This window comes from Sphingopyxis sp., from assembly GCF_035998905.1.
GTDB lineage: Bacteria > Pseudomonadota > Alphaproteobacteria > Sphingomonadales > Sphingomonadaceae > Sphingopyxis.
Genome location: NZ_DASYHG010000024.1, coordinates 158,553 through 177,544, shown reverse-complemented (window position 1 = coordinate 177,544; position 18,992 = coordinate 158,553). Strand labels below are relative to the sequence as shown.

General features: G+C 64.9%; 20 protein-coding genes. 9 read left to right on the top strand and 11 right to left on the bottom strand.

Translation table 11 applies throughout. The features are described 5' to 3' along the window. The first annotated feature begins 85 nt into the window (after window positions 1–85). Together gltX and VGN62_RS13400 are read left to right on the top strand one after the other, a co-directional pair. A complete protein-coding gene (gltX, locus tag VGN62_RS13405; RefSeq protein ID WP_327454645.1) occupies window positions 86–1,552 on the top strand; it encodes a glutamate--tRNA ligase in 1,467 nt (488 codons plus the stop codon). Window positions 1,553–1,590: 38 nt separating this feature from the next. Continuing rightward, a complete protein-coding gene (locus VGN62_RS13400) occupies window positions 1,591–2,874 on the top strand; it encodes a citrate synthase (RefSeq protein WP_327454643.1) in 1,284 nt (427 codons plus the stop codon). A gap of 57 nt (window positions 2,875–2,931) precedes the next feature. Here VGN62_RS13400 and VGN62_RS13395 read toward each other — a convergent pair whose 3' ends face one another. Genes VGN62_RS13395 through VGN62_RS13385 form a run of 3 tightly spaced genes read right to left on the bottom strand, consistent with a single transcriptional unit; the run spans window position 2,932 to window position 6,492 of the window. Next, entirely contained in the window at window positions 2,932–4,299 is a 1,368-nt protein-coding gene (locus tag VGN62_RS13395) for a HAMP domain-containing sensor histidine kinase (RefSeq protein ID WP_327454641.1), read from the bottom strand. Further along, window positions 4,296–5,219 (bottom strand): hypothetical protein, encoded by a 924-nt coding sequence (locus tag VGN62_RS13390; RefSeq protein WP_327454639.1) that lies wholly within the window; start codon window positions 5,217–5,219, stop codon window positions 4,296–4,298. The genes VGN62_RS13395 and VGN62_RS13390 overlap by 4 nt, the downstream gene beginning before the upstream one ends. Before the next feature lie 58 nt (window positions 5,220–5,277). Next, window positions 5,278–6,492: a hypothetical protein gene (locus VGN62_RS13385; protein WP_327454637.1), complete on the bottom strand. Its 1,215-nt coding sequence runs from the start codon at window positions 6,490–6,492 to the stop codon at window positions 5,278–5,280. 256 nt (window positions 6,493–6,748) lie between these two features. Between VGN62_RS13385 and gyrA the strand changes: the two genes are divergently transcribed. After that, the gene (gyrA, locus tag VGN62_RS13380) at window positions 6,749–9,463 is read left to right on the top strand and encodes a DNA gyrase subunit A (protein ID WP_327455023.1); all 2,715 of its coding nucleotides are present in this window, start codon (window positions 6,749–6,751) and stop codon (window positions 9,461–9,463) included. After that, a complete protein-coding gene (locus VGN62_RS13375) occupies window positions 9,460–9,768 on the top strand; it encodes a DUF952 domain-containing protein (protein ID WP_327454635.1) in 309 nt (102 codons plus the stop codon). The genes gyrA and VGN62_RS13375 overlap by 4 nt, the downstream gene beginning before the upstream one ends. 36 nt (window positions 9,769–9,804) lie before the next feature. Here the strand turns inward: VGN62_RS13375 and VGN62_RS13370 are convergent, their stop codons facing one another. Both VGN62_RS13370 and VGN62_RS13365 read right to left on the bottom strand, forming a co-directional pair. Continuing rightward, window positions 9,805–10,365 (bottom strand): peroxiredoxin, encoded by a 561-nt coding sequence (locus VGN62_RS13370; protein WP_327454633.1) that lies wholly within the window; start codon window positions 10,363–10,365, stop codon window positions 9,805–9,807. Between the two features lie 147 nt (window positions 10,366–10,512). Beyond that, window positions 10,513–10,884 (bottom strand): glycine zipper 2TM domain-containing protein, encoded by a 372-nt coding sequence (locus VGN62_RS13365; protein ID WP_327454631.1) that lies wholly within the window; start codon window positions 10,882–10,884, stop codon window positions 10,513–10,515. 165 nt (window positions 10,885–11,049) lie between these two features. Between VGN62_RS13365 and VGN62_RS13360 the strand changes: the two genes are divergently transcribed. Together VGN62_RS13360 and VGN62_RS13355 are read left to right on the top strand one after the other, a co-directional pair. Continuing rightward, window positions 11,050–11,892 (top strand): TauD/TfdA family dioxygenase, encoded by an 843-nt coding sequence (locus VGN62_RS13360; RefSeq protein WP_327454629.1) that lies wholly within the window; start codon window positions 11,050–11,052, stop codon window positions 11,890–11,892. A gap of 51 nt (window positions 11,893–11,943) precedes the next feature. Next, complete coding sequence (locus tag VGN62_RS13355; protein ID WP_327454627.1) at window positions 11,944–12,405, top strand: host attachment family protein; 462 nt, start codon at window positions 11,944–11,946, stop codon at window positions 12,403–12,405. Here VGN62_RS13355 and VGN62_RS13350 read toward each other — a convergent pair whose 3' ends face one another. After that, a complete protein-coding gene (locus tag VGN62_RS13350) occupies window positions 12,406–13,071 on the bottom strand; it encodes a lysoplasmalogenase (RefSeq protein ID WP_327454625.1) in 666 nt (221 codons plus the stop codon). It abuts the gene before it with no gap. Window positions 13,072–13,179: 108 nt separating this feature from the next. Here VGN62_RS13350 and trmFO point away from each other — a divergent pair, with 108 nt between their 5' ends. After that, window positions 13,180–14,526 carry a methylenetetrahydrofolate--tRNA-(uracil(54)-C(5))-methyltransferase (FADH(2)-oxidizing) TrmFO gene (trmFO, locus tag VGN62_RS13345; protein ID WP_327454623.1) on the top strand — a complete coding sequence of 449 codons (1,347 nt, stop codon included), beginning with the start codon at window positions 13,180–13,182 and terminating at the stop codon, window positions 14,524–14,526. On the opposite strand, the gene VGN62_RS13340 is transcribed toward trmFO, so the two are convergent. Then, complete coding sequence (locus VGN62_RS13340) at window positions 14,523–14,990, bottom strand: EF-hand domain-containing protein (RefSeq protein WP_327454621.1); 468 nt, start codon at window positions 14,988–14,990, stop codon at window positions 14,523–14,525. The two genes, trmFO and VGN62_RS13340, sit on opposite strands and share 4 nt — an antisense overlap. A 136-nt stretch (window positions 14,991–15,126) precedes the next feature. Here VGN62_RS13340 and VGN62_RS13335 point away from each other — a divergent pair, with 136 nt between their 5' ends. Beyond that, on the top strand, window positions 15,127–16,035 hold the full coding sequence (locus VGN62_RS13335; protein ID WP_327454619.1) for a hydrogen peroxide-inducible genes activator: 909 nt from the start codon (window positions 15,127–15,129) through the stop codon (window positions 16,033–16,035). Here VGN62_RS13335 and VGN62_RS13330 read toward each other — a convergent pair. From VGN62_RS13330 to pgsA, 3 genes are read right to left on the bottom strand one after another with little or no spacing between them, the layout of a single operon-like run. Further along, the gene (locus VGN62_RS13330) at window positions 16,032–16,478 is read right to left on the bottom strand and encodes a molybdenum cofactor biosynthesis protein MoaE (RefSeq protein WP_327454617.1); all 447 of its coding nucleotides are present in this window, start codon (window positions 16,476–16,478) and stop codon (window positions 16,032–16,034) included. The two genes, VGN62_RS13335 and VGN62_RS13330, sit on opposite strands and share 4 nt — an antisense overlap. Further along, a complete protein-coding gene (moaD, locus tag VGN62_RS13325; protein ID WP_327454615.1) occupies window positions 16,475–16,732 on the bottom strand; it encodes a molybdopterin converting factor subunit 1 in 258 nt (85 codons plus the stop codon). Before moaD ends, VGN62_RS13330 begins: the two co-directional genes overlap by 4 nt. Window positions 16,733–16,737: 5 nt before the next feature. Then, entirely contained in the window at window positions 16,738–17,310 is a 573-nt protein-coding gene (gene pgsA / locus VGN62_RS13320; protein ID WP_327454613.1) for a CDP-diacylglycerol--glycerol-3-phosphate 3-phosphatidyltransferase, read from the bottom strand. A 147-nt stretch (window positions 17,311–17,457) separates the two neighbouring features. Here pgsA and VGN62_RS13315 point away from each other — a divergent pair, with 147 nt between their 5' ends. Further along, window positions 17,458–18,753: an MFS transporter gene (locus VGN62_RS13315; protein WP_327454611.1), complete on the top strand. Its 1,296-nt coding sequence runs from the start codon at window positions 17,458–17,460 to the stop codon at window positions 18,751–18,753. Here VGN62_RS13315 and VGN62_RS13310 read toward each other — a convergent pair. After that, window positions 18,750–18,974 (bottom strand): hypothetical protein, encoded by a 225-nt coding sequence (locus tag VGN62_RS13310; protein ID WP_327454609.1) that lies wholly within the window; start codon window positions 18,972–18,974, stop codon window positions 18,750–18,752. The two genes, VGN62_RS13315 and VGN62_RS13310, sit on opposite strands and share 4 nt — an antisense overlap. Between the last annotated feature and the right edge of the window lie 18 nt (window positions 18,975–18,992).

Genomic DNA, 18,992 nt, shown 5'->3' with positions numbered 1-18,992 from the left:
GGGCGTTTGAAGCGGCCCTGTCGCCATGCTAGGGGCACCCCCGATCCCGCCCGACTGGGCGGCAAAGTGAGTGAAAGAGGCCGCAGTGGCAACCGAAAACCAAACCAAAGTGGCTGGAGCGACGACCGAAGCGACCGGCACCGACGTGGTGACGCGCTTCGCGCCCTCGCCGACCGGCTATCTGCACATCGGCGGCGCGCGTACCGCGTTGTTCAACTGGCTGTTCGCGCGCCATCACGGCGGCAAATTCCTTCTGCGCATCGAGGATACCGACCGCGCCCGGTCGACCGATGCGGCGATCGACGCGATTCTCGACGGGATGCAGTGGCTCGACCTCGACTGGGACGGCGAAACCGTGTTCCAGTTCGCGCGCGCCCCGCGCCATGCCGAGGTTGCGCACGAGCTGCTCGCGAAGGGCGAAGCCTATCGTTGCTACCTGACACAGGACGAACTGGCCGCGATGCGCGCCGAAGCACAGGAAAAGCGCCTGCCCTTCCGCGTCCGCAGCCCCTGGCGCGACCGCGACGACGGCGACCCGTCGGTTCCGCACGTTATCCGCCTGCGCGCGCCACAGGATGGTGCGGTGACGATCGCTGACAAGGTGCAGGGCGACGTCACCGTCCAGAATGCCGAACTCGACGATTTCATCCTGCTGCGCAGCGACGGGACGCCGACCTATATGCTGAGCGTCGTTGTCGACGACAACGACATGGGCGTGACGCACGTGATCCGCGGCGACGATCATCTCAACAACGCCTTCCGCCAGCTGGCGCTGATCCGCGCGATGGGCTGGCGCGAACCCGTTTATGCGCATGTCCCGCTGATCCACGGGGCCGACGGCGCAAAGCTGTCGAAGCGTCACGGCGCACTCGGCGTCGACGCGTACCGCGACGAAATGGGCTATCTCGCCGAAGCGGTGAACAATTATCTGCTTCGCCTCGGCTGGGGGCACGGCGACGACGAGATCATCAGCCGCGAACAGGCCGTCGAGTGGTTCGAGCTCGACCATGTCGGCCGCTCGCCGTCGCGCTTCGATTTTAAGAAGCTCGAAAATCTCAACGGCCACTATATCCGCGAAGCCGACGATGCGCGCCTCGCTGGCCTCGTCGCCCCGCGCGTCGAGAAACTCGTCGGCCGCGCGCTCGACGATGCCGACCGCGACCTGCTGACGCGCGCAATGGATGCGCTCAAACCGCGCGCCAAGACGCTCGACGAAATCGCCGATGGCGCGACCTTCCTGTTCCAGCCGGACCCGTTGCCGGTGGACGAAAAGGCAATCGAGGTGCTAAAGGCCGCGCCCGAAGGCTTGCTTGCCGCGGTGACAGAGCGACTGCGCGGGCTGAACGACTGGACGACAGAAGAGCTGGACGCCGCCGTACGCGCCGAAACCGAAGCCGCCGAACTGGGGCTCGGTAAATTGGCGCAACCGCTACGCGCTGCACTAACCGGCCGAACCGTTTCCCCGGGAATTTTCGACGTGCTGCTGTTGCTCGGACGAGATGTCAGTCTGGCTCGACTTGACGCAGCGCAACATTATCCGGCAGGGGCGTAGCCACTCTCTCTCCCCGCCGTCAGTACAGGGAATAAAATATGACCGACACCGCGAAAATCACGCTGGGCGACAAGACCGTCGACAGCCCTGTCCTGTCGGGCACCGTCGGCCCCGATGTCGTCGATATCCGCAAATTCTACGCGCAGACCGGTGCGTTCACTTACGATCCGGGCTTCACCTCTACCGCGAGCTGTGAATCGCAGATCACCTATATCGATGGCGATGAAGGTGTCCTGCTCCACCGCGGTTACGCGATCGGCGACCTCGCCGAACATTCGAGCTTCATGGAAACCTGCTACCTGCTGCTCAACGGCGAACTGCCGAATGCACAGGAACTGGCCGACTTCGACAATACGATCACCCGCCACACGATGCTGCACGAGCAGCTCGCAACCTTCTATCGCGGTTTCCGCCGCGACGCGCACCCTATGGCGGTGATGTGCGGCGTCGTCGGCGCACTCAGCGCTTTCTACCACGACTCCACCGAGATCCACGATCCGCACCAGCGGATGATCGCCAGCCACCGCCTGATCGCCAAGATGCCGACGATCGCCGCGATGGCGTATAAATATTCGGTCGGCCAGCCGTTCGTCTATCCCGACAACAAGCTCAGCTACACCGGCAACTTCCTGCGCATGACCTTTGGCGTCCCCGCCGAAGAATATGAAGTTGTTCCCGCCGTCGAGCGCGCGCTCGACCGTATCTTTATCCTCCACGCCGATCACGAGCAGAATGCGTCGACCTCGACCGTTCGCCTCGCGGGTTCGTCGGGCGCCAATCCGTTCGCTTGCATCGCCGCAGGCATCGCCTGCCTGTGGGGCCCTGCGCATGGCGGCGCGAACGAAGCCGCACTCAACATGCTGCGCGAGATCGGCCGTCCGGAACGCATCCCCGAGTATATCGCGCGCGCGAAGGACAAGGACGATCCGTTCCGCCTGATGGGCTTCGGCCACCGCGTGTACAAGAATTACGACCCGCGCGCGACCGTGATGCAGAAGACGGTACGCGAGGTATTCGACGCGCTGAAGGTCAACGACCCCGTATTCGAGGTCGCGCTGCAGCTCGAGGAAATGGCGCTGAGCGACCCCTATTTCGTCGAGAAGAAGCTGTTCCCGAACGTCGACTTCTATTCGGGCGTGATCCTGTCGGCGATCGGTTTCCCGACGACGATGTTCACCGCGTTGTTCGCTCTCGCCCGCACCGTCGGCTGGGTCGCGCAGTGGAACGAAATGATTTCGGACCCCGCGCAGAAGATCGGCCGTCCGCGCCAGCTTTATACCGGCCCGACGCATCGTCCCTTCGTTCCGGTAGACAAGCGCTAAGACCGGTTTCCGGGCATTTTCGAACGGCGGTGCAGGCAACTGCGCCGCCGTTTCGATTCAAGCGTCGCGCGCCGGAAGGCTCAGCGTAAAGCGCGCGCCCTGCCCCGGCGCGCTGTCGACGGTCAGGTCGCCGTCCATCGCGCGCGCGAGGCGGCGGGCGATATAGAGGCCGAGGCCCGAACCCCCGCTGTCGGTGCGACCAAGCCGCTCGAATTTTTCGAACACAACCGCCTGCTGGTCGGCGTCGATGCCCTGCCCCTGGTCGGCAACGGTTACCGTCGCGCGGTCGCCCTCGCGGTCTACGCGAATCCAGATTTGCGAATCGTCGGGCGAATAGCGGATCGCATTGCCGAGCAGGTTGAGCAGGACCTGCAACACGCGGCGGAATTCGCCCGTCGCCGGTGCCCGATCGTCGGTACGCGGTGCATCGATCCGGATGCCCTTCTCCTCAGCCTTCATCCCGAGCAGGCCGACCGCGCGCCGTGCGAGGTCGCCAAGGTCGATTTCGTCACGCGCCGCCTTGAAGCCGGGCCGTTCGATATTCTGCAGGTCGGCGAGGTCGTCGACAAGGCCGAGCAGATGACGCCCGGCATGCGCAATATCGCCAGCGTAACGCGCGTAGTCGGCGCGAATGGGGCCGTCGAACTGGCCCGAAATCGTTTCGGCCGTCGCAATGATGCGGCTCAGCGGCCCGCGCAGCGCGCCGTCGATGCGGCGTCCGAACTGGGGATCGGACAAGGGCAGCGACCCGAAAGCCGGATCGACCAGCGCCGCGCCCGCCTTGGGTTCGGCCGGTGGCTGTTTGTCGGCCACGACAGCCAGGCCGCGAAAGCCGGTGAAGCGGCCAGTAGCGTCGAACAGGGCCTCGCCGGACAGCGTCATTGCCCTGTCGGCCACCCGGACGCGCTGTCCGTCGAAGCGCGATTGCCGCGCCAGCGCACGCAGCACAGGGAAGCGCCCGTCTTCATCGGGCTGGAGTTCGAACAGTTCCGAAAGCGAGCGTGCCTCCCAACCATCGGGGATCGGCGGTGCATCGGTTGCGGCGCGCAGCGCAACGATGCGCAATTGCTGGTCGCATTCCCACGTCCAGCCCTGCGGCGCGGCCGCGCTATCGCCGATCGCCGGAATCTGCGGCTGGGCAAGCGGGCGGGTGCGCCAATCGGTAATCTCGAGGCTCGCACCGTCGGCGTCGGGCGTAATGCGCACGAGCGCGTGGATGTCGCTATGGTCGTCGGCCGCGTAGAGCGGGCGGCTGATGTCGCGGTGCAGCCGCTGCGCCAGAGTCACGAGACGCGCGAGATGCGGCAGCGCCAGTGGCTTATTGAGCCCGGCGCCCGCGCGCTGCTGCAAGCGCAGCAGCGGCGCGTCGGCGCTCACCAGCGCTCCCGTCCGGTCGATCCGGCCCCGAATGACGCGTTCGATCATTGTGCCTGCCCCGGCGCAGGAAAATCACCAAAATCCGCTCCACTTACGGCGCGCGCCGGCAACATAGCGAGCGACGCCTCGAGCGGCGCGAGTGCCGTGTGATCGAGGCGGAGCGGCGCCAGCAGCGACGGCAGTGCGGCGGTTTCGGCCGTCATCAGCGCAATTGCCATATCGTCATAGGCGCGGCGATGCGACGCCGCGGCCAGCGCGATCAGCGTCGGCCAGTCGTGGCGCGCGATCGCGGCAGCCGCCGCATCGGGCCGCGCGACACGCAACGCTTCGCTATAGGCAGCGCCCGCAGCGGTGATCCCCGTTTCATGCCCATGTTGCTCGGTTGCGGCCCGCACCGCCTCACCCAGTTCGCGGGCGCGTTTCGCGTCCTTGCTCACTTCGGCCAGCCGCCAGGCTGCTATGTCGAGCAGGAGCGCACGGAAAATCTCTTCGCCGATGTCGGCGACGGCAAGCGCCGGATTGCCGAGCGCATCGAACCGGCGGCGATCGGCGATCTGAAGCGCCAGATAGGCTCGCTCGACATCAGACAGCGTCTCAATGACCGTTGGCGCCTCGGCGATCGACGCGACCGGTTCGGACAGGATAGGCGGCGGACTCGACCGCTGCGCCGATTGCTCGCGCCAGCGATGCTCTTCGGCACGCGCGAAGCAAATGCCGGCAAGCCGCACCGCGCAAGGCAATCCGCCGCGCAGCCACGCGCTCCACAACCCGGCAGGATCGATTCCGGGATCTAGCCGCGCAGCAACGTCGACGACCAGCCGGCGCGCGATCCCGAGCGACAGCGCACGCTGTTCCTCGGTCAGCCGCCCCCCGGTTGGCGCGGCGAAATAATCCGCCAGCTCGCGCAGGCGCGCCGACAGTGTCGGCGACGGCGGATCGATGCCGGGCGAGAAGACGGATTCACTCATGCGCATCCGCCAATAACAGCATGGCGTTAATAGGCCTTAAACCTTCAAGGCCATTGTTCTAGCGCGCTTCCGGGCGCCGCGCGAGCCGCAGCCAGAGCAGGACCTGGAACAGCGCGAGCAGCGGCAGGATCGCGAACATCAGCGGCGCGAAGCCGAACAGCAATGCAGGCGCCAGCATTATCCACGCCTGATCGGCGTCGGGAAGCAGCCAGTGAAAGCGCCTCTTCTCGCCCGAATCCTCGTAAAGCGCACGCGCCAGCAGGATCGTCGCGGCGAGACATGGCGCCAGCGCGGCTTCCGAAAACGGCGGCATCCTCTGCTCCGGGCCAGCGAGCGACAACAGCCAGGGGAAGATCGCGAGCAATACCCATGCAAAGCCCCGAATCACATCGCGCGCGCGGTCCTGCGCCGCGCTTTCGGCGCGAAAGGATGACAGGAAGCGCATCGCGGCCAGCCCCAGCCCGCCCAGGATCGCCATCAGAGCACCCGCCGCCGCCAGCCCGCTCGCGGCGAGCAAGCCGACCGCGACCCACAAAATGGCCGTGACATAGGGCAAAAAGCGCGCCGTTCTCGGCGACTTGACGATCAGCGGCCCCGCGAGCCGGATCAGCGGCATCATGATTGCCGATCGCCCGAGCCCCATGCCGCCATATTCGACCTGTTGCAGGCTCGATTGCTCGATCAGCGCCGCGGTCGGACGGTCGGTAACGATCGCAATCTCGCCCTGCTCGAACAGCGCCGGTTCGCAATAGAGCCGCCGCGCGCCCGATTGCACCGCGAGCCGCAGCAGGGTGAGCATCATGTCCCACTCGCCGGGCATCGCCGCGAGTTCGGCAACCATCGTATCCGAAATACACGCAAGCCCGCCCCAGCGGCGCGTCGCGTCGATCCGCTCGAATGCCTGCGTCAGCGGGGTGTCGCCGGTCACAAGGATCGCGGGCGATCCGGGCCGGGCAATCGCAGCATAATGCGTTCCCCCCGCACGCAGCCCGTCGGCGACAAGGATGATCCGGTCGTCACCCTCTACCAGCCCCATCAGGTCGGGTGCGGCACGAACGGGGGTCACCTTGACACCGCGGCGCCGAATGCGATCGCAGGTCGCCAGCAACTCCGCGGGAACCGCACCCACCGCCACGGCGATATGCGTCACACCGACGTCCGAAAGGCGCGCGGCTTGCCGCTCGATCAGCGTTTCGCCCGCGACCGTGACGAGCGCGCGGAGCGACCCGTCGGGCAGCGTTTCGCTGGCGCCGACCAGCGCAATCAGAGCCATCGGCGCAACGGTTTTTCAGCAGCGGTCATCGCAGCGCAGCTTTACGGCCCAACGGGCGATTGGCAAGCCCCGCGGCGACGCGCGATGACGCCACGGCTTCACCCTGTTTTCCTCTACTTTTCCTGCCTTTTCAGCCCGCAAAAATTTGGTCGGAAAATGACCGAATCGCTGGTCTTTCCACCCATCATCGGCTAGGCCAAATCCATCTCCCGAAAGAGCAGAAAAAGGCCGGGTCTTGACCGAAGAAAATACGCCTATGCAGCCGTCCGAGGACGGCGTGTCGTCGATCAACATCGTCGATGAAATGAAGACGTCCTATCTCGATTACGCGATGAGCGTGATCGTCAGCCGCGCGCTCCCCGACGTGCGCGACGGTTTGAAGCCGGTACACCGCCGCATCCTCTATTCGGCGTTCGAAAGCGGCTATGTCGCCGGACGGCCATATCGCAAGTCGGCACGCATCGTCGGCGACGTGATGGGTAAATATCACCCGCACGGCGACAGCTCGATTTACGAAGCGCTGGCGCGCATGACGCAGGACTGGTCGATGAGCGTGCCGCTCGTCGACGGCCAGGGCAATTTCGGGTCGATGGACCCCGATCCGCCGGCGGCGATGCGCTACACCGAATCGCGCCTCGCAAAGGTCGCGAACACGCTGCTCGGCGATCTCGACAAGGACACGGTCGACTTCCAGCCGAACTACGACGGGTCGGAATCCGAACCGACGGTGCTTCCGGCGCGCTATCCCAATCTGCTCGTCAACGGAGCTGGCGGCATCGCGGTCGGCATGGCGACCAATATTCCACCGCATAACCTCGGCGAAGTGATCAACGCGACGCTCGCCACGATCGACAATCCCGAAATCACCCTCGACGACCTGATGGCGATCATCCCGGGCCCCGATTTCCCGACTGGCGCGACGATGCTCGGTCAGGGCGGCGCCCGCAACGCCTATGCCACGGGGCGTGGCTCGATCATGATGCGGTCGACCTATGTCATCGAGGAGGGCCGCGGTGATCGCCAGTCGATCGTGCTGACGTCGATCCCCTTCCAGGTCGGCAAGTCGGGTCTCGTCGAAAAGATCGCCGAGGCGGCACGCGACAAGCGCATCGAAGGCGTCGCCGACATCCGCGACGAATCGAACCGCGAAGGCGTGCGCGTCGTCATCGAACTGAAGCGCGACGCGACCGCCGAAGTCGTGCTCAACCAGCTGTGGCGCCACACGCCCGCGCAGTCGAGCTTCCCCGCCAATATGCTCGCGATCCGCGGCGGACGCCCCGAAATGATGGGGCTGAAGACGATCCTCGAGGCATTTGTCGCCTTCCGCGAAGAGGTCATCACCCGCCGCTGCAAGTTCGAACTCGCAAAGGCGCGCGACCGTGCGCATATCTTGCTCGGTCTCGTCGTCGCGGTCAGCAATCTCGACGAAGTCGTCCGCATCATCCGCGGTTCGTCGAGCCCCGCGGCGGCGCGCGACGCGTTGCTGGCGCGCGAATGGCCGATCGGCGACATCGCCCCCTACATCCGCCTCGTCGAAGCGATCGACGGCGAAATGGACGATAGTTCGAGCTATCGCCTGTCGGAAATCCAGGTGAAGGCGATCCTCGACCTGCGCCTGCACCGCCTGACCGCGCTCGGCCGTGACGATATCGGCAACGAACTCAAGGAACTGGCAAGCGAGATTGAGGAACTTCTTTCGATCCTCGCCGATCGCGAGAAACTCTATGCCGTGATGCGCGAAGAGCTGGTCGCGGTGCGCGACGAGTTTGCCAAACCGCGCCGCACGCTGCTCGCGCCCGCCGCCGACGGTATCGACGACGAGGATCTGATCGAGCGCGAAGAGATGGTCGTCACCGTCACCCTCGATGGCTATATCAAGCGTACCCCGCTCGACACCTTCCGCGCGCAGCGCCGCGGCGGCAAGGGCCGCGCCGGCATGGCGACGAAGGACGAGGATGTCGTTACCGAACTGTTCGTCACCTCGACACACACGCCGGTGCTCTTCTTCTCGACCCTCGGCAAGGTCTACCGCATGAAGGTGTGGCGCCTGCCCGAGGGCGGGCCGGCGACGCGCGGCCGTCCGATGATCAACCTGCTGCCGCTCGGCAAGGACGAGACGATCTCGACCGTGTTGCCGCTGCCCGAGGATGAGGCCGAATGGGGCAAGCTGCACGTCATGTTCGCAACAGCGAAGGGCAATGTGCGTCGTAACAGCATGGACGCCTTCACCAACGTGCCCTCGAACGGCAAGATCGCGATGAAGTTCGAAGGTGAGGACGAGGACGACCGCCTGATCGGTGTCGCGCTCCTCGACGAAAGCGACGATGTGCTGCTCGCGACGCGTCAGGGCAAGGCGATCCGCTTCGCCGGCGACGACGTTCGTGAATTCCAGAGCCGCAACTCGACCGGCGTGCGCGGGATGCGCCTTTCCGATGGCGACGAGGTCATTTCTCTGTCGATCCTGCACAAGGTCGGAACGACGAGCGAGGAGCGCGAAGCCTATCTCCGCGCCGCACCGTGGAAGGACAATGAAAACGAACCGACGCTCGATGGCGACCGCATGGCCGAACTCGCCGCGCGCGAAGAGTTCATCCTGACGGTCTGCGCCAATGGTTATGGCAAATTGTCGTCGGCGTACGAATATCGCCGCACCGGTCGCGGCGGTCAGGGGATCACCAACATCGACAATATCGGCCGCAACGGCCCGGTCGTCGCGAGCTTCCCTGCCACCAAGGTGCATCAGCTGATGCTGGTCACCGACCAGGCCAAGCTGATCCGCATGGGCCTCGATTCGATGCGCGTCATCGGCCGCGGCTCGGCGGGCGTGCGCCTGTTCGACGTCGCCAAGGACGAACATGTCGTCTCGGCGGCGCTCATCGAGGAAAGCGACGAGGAAGAGGTCGAAGGCGTGGAAGCGGTCGAAGGCGACGCGCCCGCAGCCGAAACGCCGACCGAGGCAGCGCCGGAGTGACCGCCTCGACGGCCTTCAAGGTGCTGACCCAGCAGCAATGGGCCGATTTCGAGCGCGAACGCGTGTTCCGCGGCGCACCGGTGGATATCGCCGACGGCTATATCCACCTGTCGACCGCCGAACAGCTCGAAGAGACGATCGCAAAATATTTCGCAGGCCAGAGCTGCCTGATGATCGCCGAGGTGGACCTGCTCCTCCTCGGCGACGCGATCCGCTGGGAGCCCGCGCGCGGCGGCGAGCTGTTTCCGCACATTTATGCGGAACTGCCGATTCATGCGGTGGTGAGTCTGCAACGCCGCGACTGACGTCAGATCGGCCGCAACCGCCGTCGATCCTCGCTACTAACGGAGCGTTGCCCTCCACGCGCGGACCGCCGCCATCGTCTTTTCGATATGCGCCTGCGGCTTCGGATCGGTGTAGCTCATCAGGATCGTGCCATTGGGTGCGATGACATAGGACGTCCGGTTGGAGAGCATGGTCCCGTCGGGGCGCCGCATCGTCGAGTCATATTGCGCCGCGACCTTCGCGCCGGGGTCGGCCGCGACCGCGAACTTGTCGCGGCATTCCGATTTCGAAAATTCGGCGACGCGCTCGATGTTGCCCGCCGTCACGCCGATGACACGCGCGCCCTGCCGGTTGAAGTCGTCGCTCGCTTCGGCGAACAGATGCGCCTCGACCGTGCAGCCGGGCGTGAAGGCGGCGGGAAAGAAATAGAGCACGACCGGCCCGTTGCGGAGCGTCTGCTTCAGCGACAGGGTGAACGGCTTACCCCCTTGCGCGGCCTTCAGCGTGAAATCGGGTGCCTTTGCGCCTTGCTGGAGCGCGGCGATGCCCGAGGCCGGAACGACGGCCAGCGACAGGCCGAGACCCGTCACCATCGCGAATTTCATCAGGCTTTTCATCTGCGGCCTCCACATCGGCGGCAGGAAAGCTCCTGCCATGATGTGCACTCTACCGTGATATTCGGCGAGGGCAATCGGGCCGATATCGGCCGGTCGACGCCGCGCCATGCGGACCTTCGACCCGCACAGCACAAGTGTCTGACAGAATCAGCAGCGACGGCCGCCGCGGTCGATCTCGCGGCCGATCAACGCGCCCGCCGCACCGCCGATAATCGTGCCGGGCAGGCGGTCACCGTAACGGTCGACCTCGCGACCGAGCAACGCGCCGGCGGCACCGCCGACGATCAGCCCGGTGGTTCCGCTGCCGCGCTTGCAATAATAGCGGCGGTCCCCGCGATAATGATTGCGCCGATAGTCGCGGCGGTAATCGCGCCGATAATCGCGATACCGGTCATGATCACGATCGCTGTAATAGCTATGGCGGTGGTGGCGGTCGCGCGCCTCCGCCTCTGCAGGCAGCGCCGCCACGGTGCTGGCACCGATCAGCGCGGTCAACGCCAGTCTTTTTAGCAAGAACATCTGTCTTCTCCGTCTTGCCCCCCGCAATCGAAACTAGAGAGAGAAAGATGGCGCTTGGCTGAACTGCCGCGGTCATCCGGTGCCAGGCCTATCGGTTCGGCGACGTTTCGGGGCGGTCTGGCGCGCCCGATTGACCGTGCGATACAAAGGGCGCAGCATCGCGCCATGACGCTCACCATCACCCCCAGCGGCCAGGCCTGCGGCGCGCGCATCACCGGTGTCGACCTGACCCAGCCGCTCACGCCCGAAACCGTCGCCGAAATCCGCGCCGCGTGGCTCGACCATCACGTCCTCGCCTTTCCCGACCAGCCGATGAGCGAGGACGACCTCGAGCGTTTCACCGGATATTTCGGCGATTTCGGCGACGATCCGTTTATCCGCCCGATCCCGGGCCACGAGCACATCATCGCGGTGAAGCGCAAGGCGGACGAGACCGCGCCGCTCTTCGCCGAAAACTGGCACAGCGACTGGAGTTTCCAGGCGCGTCCGCCGGCCGGCACCTGCCTCTTCGGAATCACGATTCCCCCGGTCGGCGGCAACACCGAATTTGCGAACCAGCACGCCGCGCTCGACGCGATGCCCGCCGGGTTGCGAGCCCGGGTCGAGGGATTGAACGCTATCCACAGCGCGCGTGCCGGCTATGCGCCGCAAGGCATGTATGGCGCGAACGACAAGGACCGCAGCATGGATATCCGCTCGGGGGACGAAGCGCTCGAAACACAGCTCCATCCCTTCGTCCGCGAACATCCCGAAACGGGGCGCCCCGGCCTGTTCGGCTGCGCGGGTTACATCATCGGCTTCGACGGGCTCGATGATAGCGAGGGACTCCCGCTCCTCTACGAGCTCATCCAGTGGCAAGGACGCGAGGAGTTCCGCTACAGCCACGAATGGGAACCCGACATGCTGGTCATGTGGGACAATCGCTCGGTCCTTCACCGTGCAACCGGCGGTTACGATGGCTATGATCGCCTGCTTCACCGCACGACGATCGCCGCGTGGGACGGATAGCGAAACTCGAGCGCCCCGCCATGCGTTGCTCCGGGCAGAAGGAGCAAGATCATGACCCTCCCCAGCAACGCCCTCGTCCTCGTCGCCGACGGCCGCAAGGCTCTATTCCTGCGCAATCAGGGCAACGATCGCCAGATCGACTTGCGCACCACCTCGCATCAGGAGCGCGAGGATCGCAAGGATAGCGATATCAAGACCGATGCGTCGGGACAGTCGCCCGCCCCCGCCGGCACCGGCCTTCCGGGCGGCACGATGGGCGAAGCCGATTTCCACCAGCAGGAAGAATACCGTTTCGCGCGCGAGCTCGCCGAAAAGATCAACGCAATGGCGCTCGCGGGCAAGTTCGACGCGCTGGTCGTCGTCGCCCCCGCGCGCACCATGGGCGAGCTTCGCCCGCTCTGGCACAAGGAAACCAGCACCCGGATCGTCGGCGAGCATGTCAAGGAGATGACCGACCGGCCGATCTCCGACATCGAGGCGCTCCTCGTCGGCGAGGGCGCCCATCCCTCCTGATCAGGCGCGTGCCTCTTTCGACAGCGTGCTCACCACGCCCCACGCAATCAACGCCTGGCCCGCGAAATAGAGCGGCCAGACCAGCCATATCCGGGCGTCCTTCGAAATCACGTCGCCCTCGCCCGCAAAGATGAACAGGTCGCTAGCGAGGAACAGCATCGCGCCGATCCCGGTGCGGTAGCGCGGAAAGCGGCTGGTCCATGCAGCGCCCGCCATCGCGGCGACGAACAGCGAATAGACGGCGGCGTGCCACCAACCCGGCGCCGGACTCAGCATCGCCCAGACGATCGCCAGCGTCGCCGGCATCGCCAGCCAGCCGAGCAGTCGCTGCGACGGGGTCGTCTGCGACCGTCGGTTGGTGAGGTACAGAATGATTGCGATGACATGCCCGACCACGAACGCGACCGCGCCGACCTCAAGCCCCTTCGCATCGAGCAGATAATCGCCGAGCGCCCCGAAACCGAGCGCTGCCGCGATCAGCCAGCCGTTCCGCTCGCGCGCATTCGCCGCGGCCCACAGCGCCAGCAATCCGACTCCGCTCGTCTTCCACGCCCAGATCGCCGGGCCGTCGAGCCGCTGATACACCGCGAAGAAGAAGCTGATCCCGCCAGCCAGCGCCAGCCACCACAGCCATCGCGCCCGATCCCAATCCTGCTTGCCGCCCATCCTCCGCCCCTTTGCATCTTGCCTTCAATGGGCCTAGTGCGCGGCAACTGCCGCGCAAGTCAACCAGCGCGCGCGGTTCCACAAGTACAAGTCAACGGATAGCGTAAAATGGGTCACGACATTCACATCATCGGCGGCGGCCTCGCCGGATCCGAAGCCGCATGGCAACTCGCCGAGGCCGGCTATCGCGTTCGCCTCTCCGAAATGCGCGGCGGCGGCGACATGACCCCGGCGCATCAGGGCGATGCACTTGCCGAGATGGTGTGCTCGAACAGCTTTCGCAGCGACGACGGCGACAGCAATGCCGTCGGTCTCCTCCATCGCGAGATGCGCACGCTGGGTTCGATCATCATGCGCGAGGCCGACGTGCACAAGGTCCCCGCGGGCTCGGCGCTCGCGGTCGATCGCGACCTCTTCTCGGGCGGCGTCACGCGCGCGCTCGAAGAGCATCCGAATATCACCATCGTTCGCGAACGTATCGACACCTTACCGTCGGAAGGGCTGACCATCGTCGCCACCGGCCCGCTCACGGCAGCGGGCCTCGCCTCCAGCATCGGTGCCGCTACGGGCAAGGATGCACTCGCCTTCTTCGACGCAATCGCTCCCATCGTCTACCGCGACAGCATCGACATGGATGTCGCGTGGATGGCGAGCCGCTGGGATAAGGTCGGACCGATCGGCGACGGCAAGGATTATATCAACTGCCCGATGGACAAGGACCAGTATCACGCCTTCGTCCAGGGACTCGTCGACGGCGACAAGACCGAGTTCAAGGACTGGGAAAAGGACACGCCCTATTTCGAGGGCTGCATGCCGATCGAGGTGATGGCCGAACGCGGTCCCGAAACCTTGCGCTTCGGCCCCATGAAAGGCGTCGGGCTCGACAATCCGCGCACGGGGCGCTGGCCCTATGCCGTCGTCCAGCTACGGCAGGACAATGCGCTCGGCACGCTGTGGAATATGGTCGGCTTCCAGACCAAGCTGAAGCACGCTGCGCAAGTCGAGCTGTTCCGCACCATCCCCGGCCTCGAAAAGGCCGAATTCGCGCGTTTGGGCGGGCTTCATCGCAACAGCTTCATCCGCTCGCCCGAACTCCTCGACAGCCAGCTCCGCCTCAAATCGGCGCCGCACATCCGCTTCGCGGGGCAGATCACGGGCTGCGAGGGCTATGTCGAAAGCGCCGCGATCGGCCTCGTCGCCGCACGCTTTGCAATTGCCGAGCTCGGCGGTCGTGATTTGTCCCCGCCGCCGCCCGAAACCGCGCTCGGCGCGCTGCTTGGCCATATCACCGGCGGCGCCGATGCCGCGAGCTACCAGCCGATGAACGTCAATTTCGGGCTCTTTCCGCCGCTCGCCGAGGATGTCCGCAAGAAGGACCGCAAGCTCGGCTATACGCAGCGTGCAGGGACGGCGTTGGCCGCATGGGTCAAAGCCGCCGACGGGGTCGCCGCTTAGCAGCTACATTTCGGCTTGGCCGCACGCTTGGGCGCCGTCGTCGCGAACTCGACCCGCGTGAGGTCGCCCGACTTGTCGCGGTCGGCACCCGCAAAGCGTTCGCCAGTCGCGGCAGCCCATTCCTCGAAGGTCAGCAGGTTATTGCCGTCCTTGTCGAGCTTGCGGAATGCCGCGGTGCGCGACGACATCAACTCCACCCGGCTGATCTTGTCATTGCGGTCGCGGTCGAAGCGGTTGAAGCGCCGCTCTTCGCGCGACGCTTCCTTGGCGGCGGGCAGCGCCGGCGGCGCGGGGCCGCGCTTGGGGGCATTGGCGGCGGCCACGGGGATCGCGGGCAAATTCGGCGGCGGGTCGGGCAAGACCTCTTCCTCGGCGATCTGTGTATAGCCCTTCCACATGAACAGGCCGCCGGTGAGCAAGAGCGCGCTCGCCACGCCGCCGATCAGAAAACGGGAAACCGCCATACCGCCCCTCCGCGCCGGTTGATCGCCCTTGCTATCACGGCTCGCCGGGAGCCGACAATAATCACCACCACAATGGCCACGAATTTTGATCGACAAACCTGTTCAAAAACAGAGCATCGATTGCTACATTCGATCAATGCACAACTACCTCCCCTCGCTGAAGCAGATGCAATATCTCGTCGCACTGCACGAGCACGGCCATTTCGGCCGCGCCGCCGACGCGTGCAACGTCACGCAATCGACGCTGTCGGCGGGCATTCGCGAACTTGAAACCTTGCTTGGACAGACGCTCGTCGAACGCACTCGCCGCGTCGTGCGCTTCACCGGGCTCGGCAACGCGATCGTCGAAAAGGCACACCGCGTGTTGCGCGAGGCTGAGGAACTCGCCGACATGGCCGCCGCCGCGGCAGCACCGCTCGTCGGTGAGTTGCGTATGAGCGTCATCCCAACGATCGCGCCCTTCCTCCTTCCCGGACTGCTCCCGCGTCTTCGCAAGGAGCGCCCGTCGCTGAAGCTCTTCCTTCGCGAAGAACCGAGCGCGCAGGCGTGCGAGTCGCTCCACCACGGCACCGTCGACTGCGTCCTGCTCGCCCTCCCCTATGCGTGCGGCGACGTCGAAGCCGAAAATCTGTTCGACGACGCGCTGTTCGTCGCCTTCCCCGGCGACCAGTCCGAGGACCTCCCCGCGATGGTCAGCGCCGATCAGCTCGACCCGGCGCAGATGCTGATGCTCGAGGACGGACATTGCCTGAAAGACCATGTCCTCGCCGCGTGCAACCGCCCCGAACTGCGCGCCGGCGCGCGGATGATGGGGACATCGCTGCACACGCTGGTACAGATGGTCGACAACGGCCTTGGCATCACGATGCTTCCCCAAATGGCGATTGAGGCGGGCATTCTCGATCACACCGACATCGACACGCGGCCGCTCGATTCGGAACATGACTGGCGAACGATCGCGCTCGTATGGCGTAAGGGCAGCCCGCGCGCCGACGAGTTCCGAATGCTCGCGGATATTTTCCGTAAACATCAGGTGACGAACTAGGCCGGGTCCCAGCGCTCCGCGCGGCTGTGATCGCCTTCGCGCTGCTCGACCCATTGCACGCGCCCGTCGGCGAACGTCTCGCGCTTCCACAGCATGACGTCGGTTTTCAGCCGATCGATCAGAAATTCGCACGCCGCGAGCGCTTCGGCGCGGTGCGGGCTACTCGCGAGGACAAGGACGATCGTGTCGCCCGGCTCCATCGCGCCGACGCGGTGGATCAGCGTCAGCGCCGAAAGCCGCCAGCGGTCGGTGGCGGCGTGGGCCAGGTCCGCCAGCCCCGCTTCGGTCATCACCGGATGATGTTCGAGGAACAGCTCGACAAGATCGCCTTCGCCGCGCACCCGGCCGATGAAACTCGCGCTCGCGCCATGCCCGCCGGCATCGTGAAGGTCGAGTTCGGCGGCCACATCGACCGCCGCGGGCTGGACCAGGACGCGGATCATCCGCCCGTCACCGGCGGAAACAACGCAACTTCGCGGGCGCCCGAAAGCGGCGCGTCAGGCCCCATCATCACCCCGTCGACCGCAGCCCGGATTCGCCGAGGTTCGGCAAAGGCGATCGCGCCCCGCGCGTCGCGCGCCGCGAGCCACGCAACCAGCGCGCCGACATCGGCTATGCTCGCCGGAACCTCGACGACCTCTTCAGCGATCCCCATCCGCTCACGGACCCAGGCAAAATAGGCAATGTGCAACGCCATCGCGCTCAATCCATATGCTTCAGGCCGACGCGCAGATAATCCCAACCGGTAATCAGCGTCAGCACGGCTGCGCCCCAGAGCGAGGCCAGCCCGACGGTCTTGATCCACGCCATCGCCGGAAGCGCGCCCGCAAGGATCAGCGCGCCGAAGGCGACGAGCTGGAAGGTCGTCTTCCACTTCGCCAGCTGCGTGACGGGCATCGACACCTGCAGCGTCGCGAGGAATTCGCGCAAACCGGATACGATGATCTCGCGCAGGAGGATCATCAGCGCGGCGATGACATGGTAGCCGGCAATATCGCGCGTGAAGACGAGCAGCAGGATCACCGCCGCGATCATGATCTTGTCGGCGATCGGGTCGAGGAAGGCGCCGAGCCGCGACACGATCCCGCGCGAGCGTGCAACATAGCCGTCAAAATAATCGGTAATGCCCATCAGGCAGTAGAGGCCAAAGGCAAGCGCATAGTCGATCGGCTTGGGCTGGTGCGATCCTTCGACCACGCCGGGCCACAACAGGAAAAGCAATATGGGCACCGCCAGGATGCGCGACAATGTCAGGATGTTCGGAAGACTGAGCATGGTCCCTGATTCCAGCGCGCGCGTTACGTTCCGCCCAAAATGGGCTTTGACCCCGCTTCCCCTAACCGATAAGCCCGCTGGGCGACAACCATATTGCCTCTTGGGGCGGGCGTTGTCCGAATGTCGGGGTACAAAAGTGGATTTTCAATGACCGGTTCCTTTGCGCTGATGAAGCAACGCCGGTTCCTGCCACTGTTCGCGACACAGTTCCTCAACGCCTTCAACGACAATTTCTACAAGATGGCGATGGTGATCCTCGTCACCTTCACCATCTACAAGGATCCCGAGACCGAGGCGTGGTTCAACGCGCTCGCAGGGGGGCTTTTCATCCTGCCCTTCTTCCTTTTTTCCGCGCTCGCCGGGCAACTCGCCGACAGCACCGACAAGACGCGGATGATCCGCGCCATCAAGACGGCCGAAATCTTTATCATGATCGTCGGCGCGATCGGCATCTGGTTTCATCTGGTGCCCGTGATGCTGCTCGCGCTGTTCGCAATGGGCATGCACTCGACCTTCTTCGGTCCGATCAAATATGCGATCCTGCCGCAGCATCTGCACGAGGACGAAGTACTGGCGGGAACCGGCTGGGTCGAGGCGGGCACCTATATCGCGATCCTCGGCGGCACAATCGTCGGCGGTCTTACCCCGCCGCACATCGCCATCCCAGGCATCATCCTCGTCGCGATCATCGGACGCCTGACCGCGACCTATGTGCCTTCGGCACCGCCCGAGAAGGAAGCGGCGGGCATGGTCATCGACCGGAATGTGCTTCGCTCGTCGTGGCAGATCGTCAATTCGACGATGCATATCCCGCGGCTGTTTCTTGCGATCCTCTCCATCAGCTTCTTCTGGGCGATCGGTGCGATCCTCGCCGCGCAGTTCCCACCGCTGGTGAAAAACGCGTTGGGCGCCGACAACACCGTCGCGACCCTGTTTACTGCGATTTTCTCGGTTGGTGTCGCGATCGGTTCGATCGTCGTCAACCGCCTGCTCAAAGGGCATGTTTCGGCGCGCTATTCGCCGGGATCGGTGATCGTGATGGGGCTGTTCGTGCTCGACCTGTGGTGGAATGTGAAGGGGTGGAGCCACCATGGCGCGACGCTGATGAACTGGCGCGACTTCCTCGCGCTCACCGCGGGCGATCGCATCATCCTCGACCTGCTCGGCATCGCAATCGCAGGCGGCATGTTTGTCGTGCCGCTCTATGCGTTCCTGACGACGACGGTCGCCAAGTCACAGACCGCACGCACCGTCGCCGCAAACAATATCGTCAATTCGGGCTTCATGGTTGCCGCGACGCTGTTGCTCAGTGTGCTGATCGGTATCGGCCTGACAATCGACGACACGCTGCTGATGGTCGCGGCGATGTGCCTCGTGTCGGCGATGCTGGCGTGGCGCCTGCACAAGGCCTGCGATGGAGTCCCGCAATTGCGGCCTGATTAGATCAGGAACATCATCGTCGCGGTAAAGAAAATAGCGAAGCTCTGCAGGAACAGCCGGAAATCGTTGTTCGAAAAGATCGTGACCGGCTCGCGATGCGCAGCGAGCGCCCTTCGCAATTCACTCTGCCAGTCCGCCGGCGCGCTCAACCGTGCGATCGTCAGCTGCCGTGCCCCATGTTCGCGAACCAGGGTGCGAATATCGATATGATCGTCCGAGTCCATGCAGCCGAGGCTAGGACG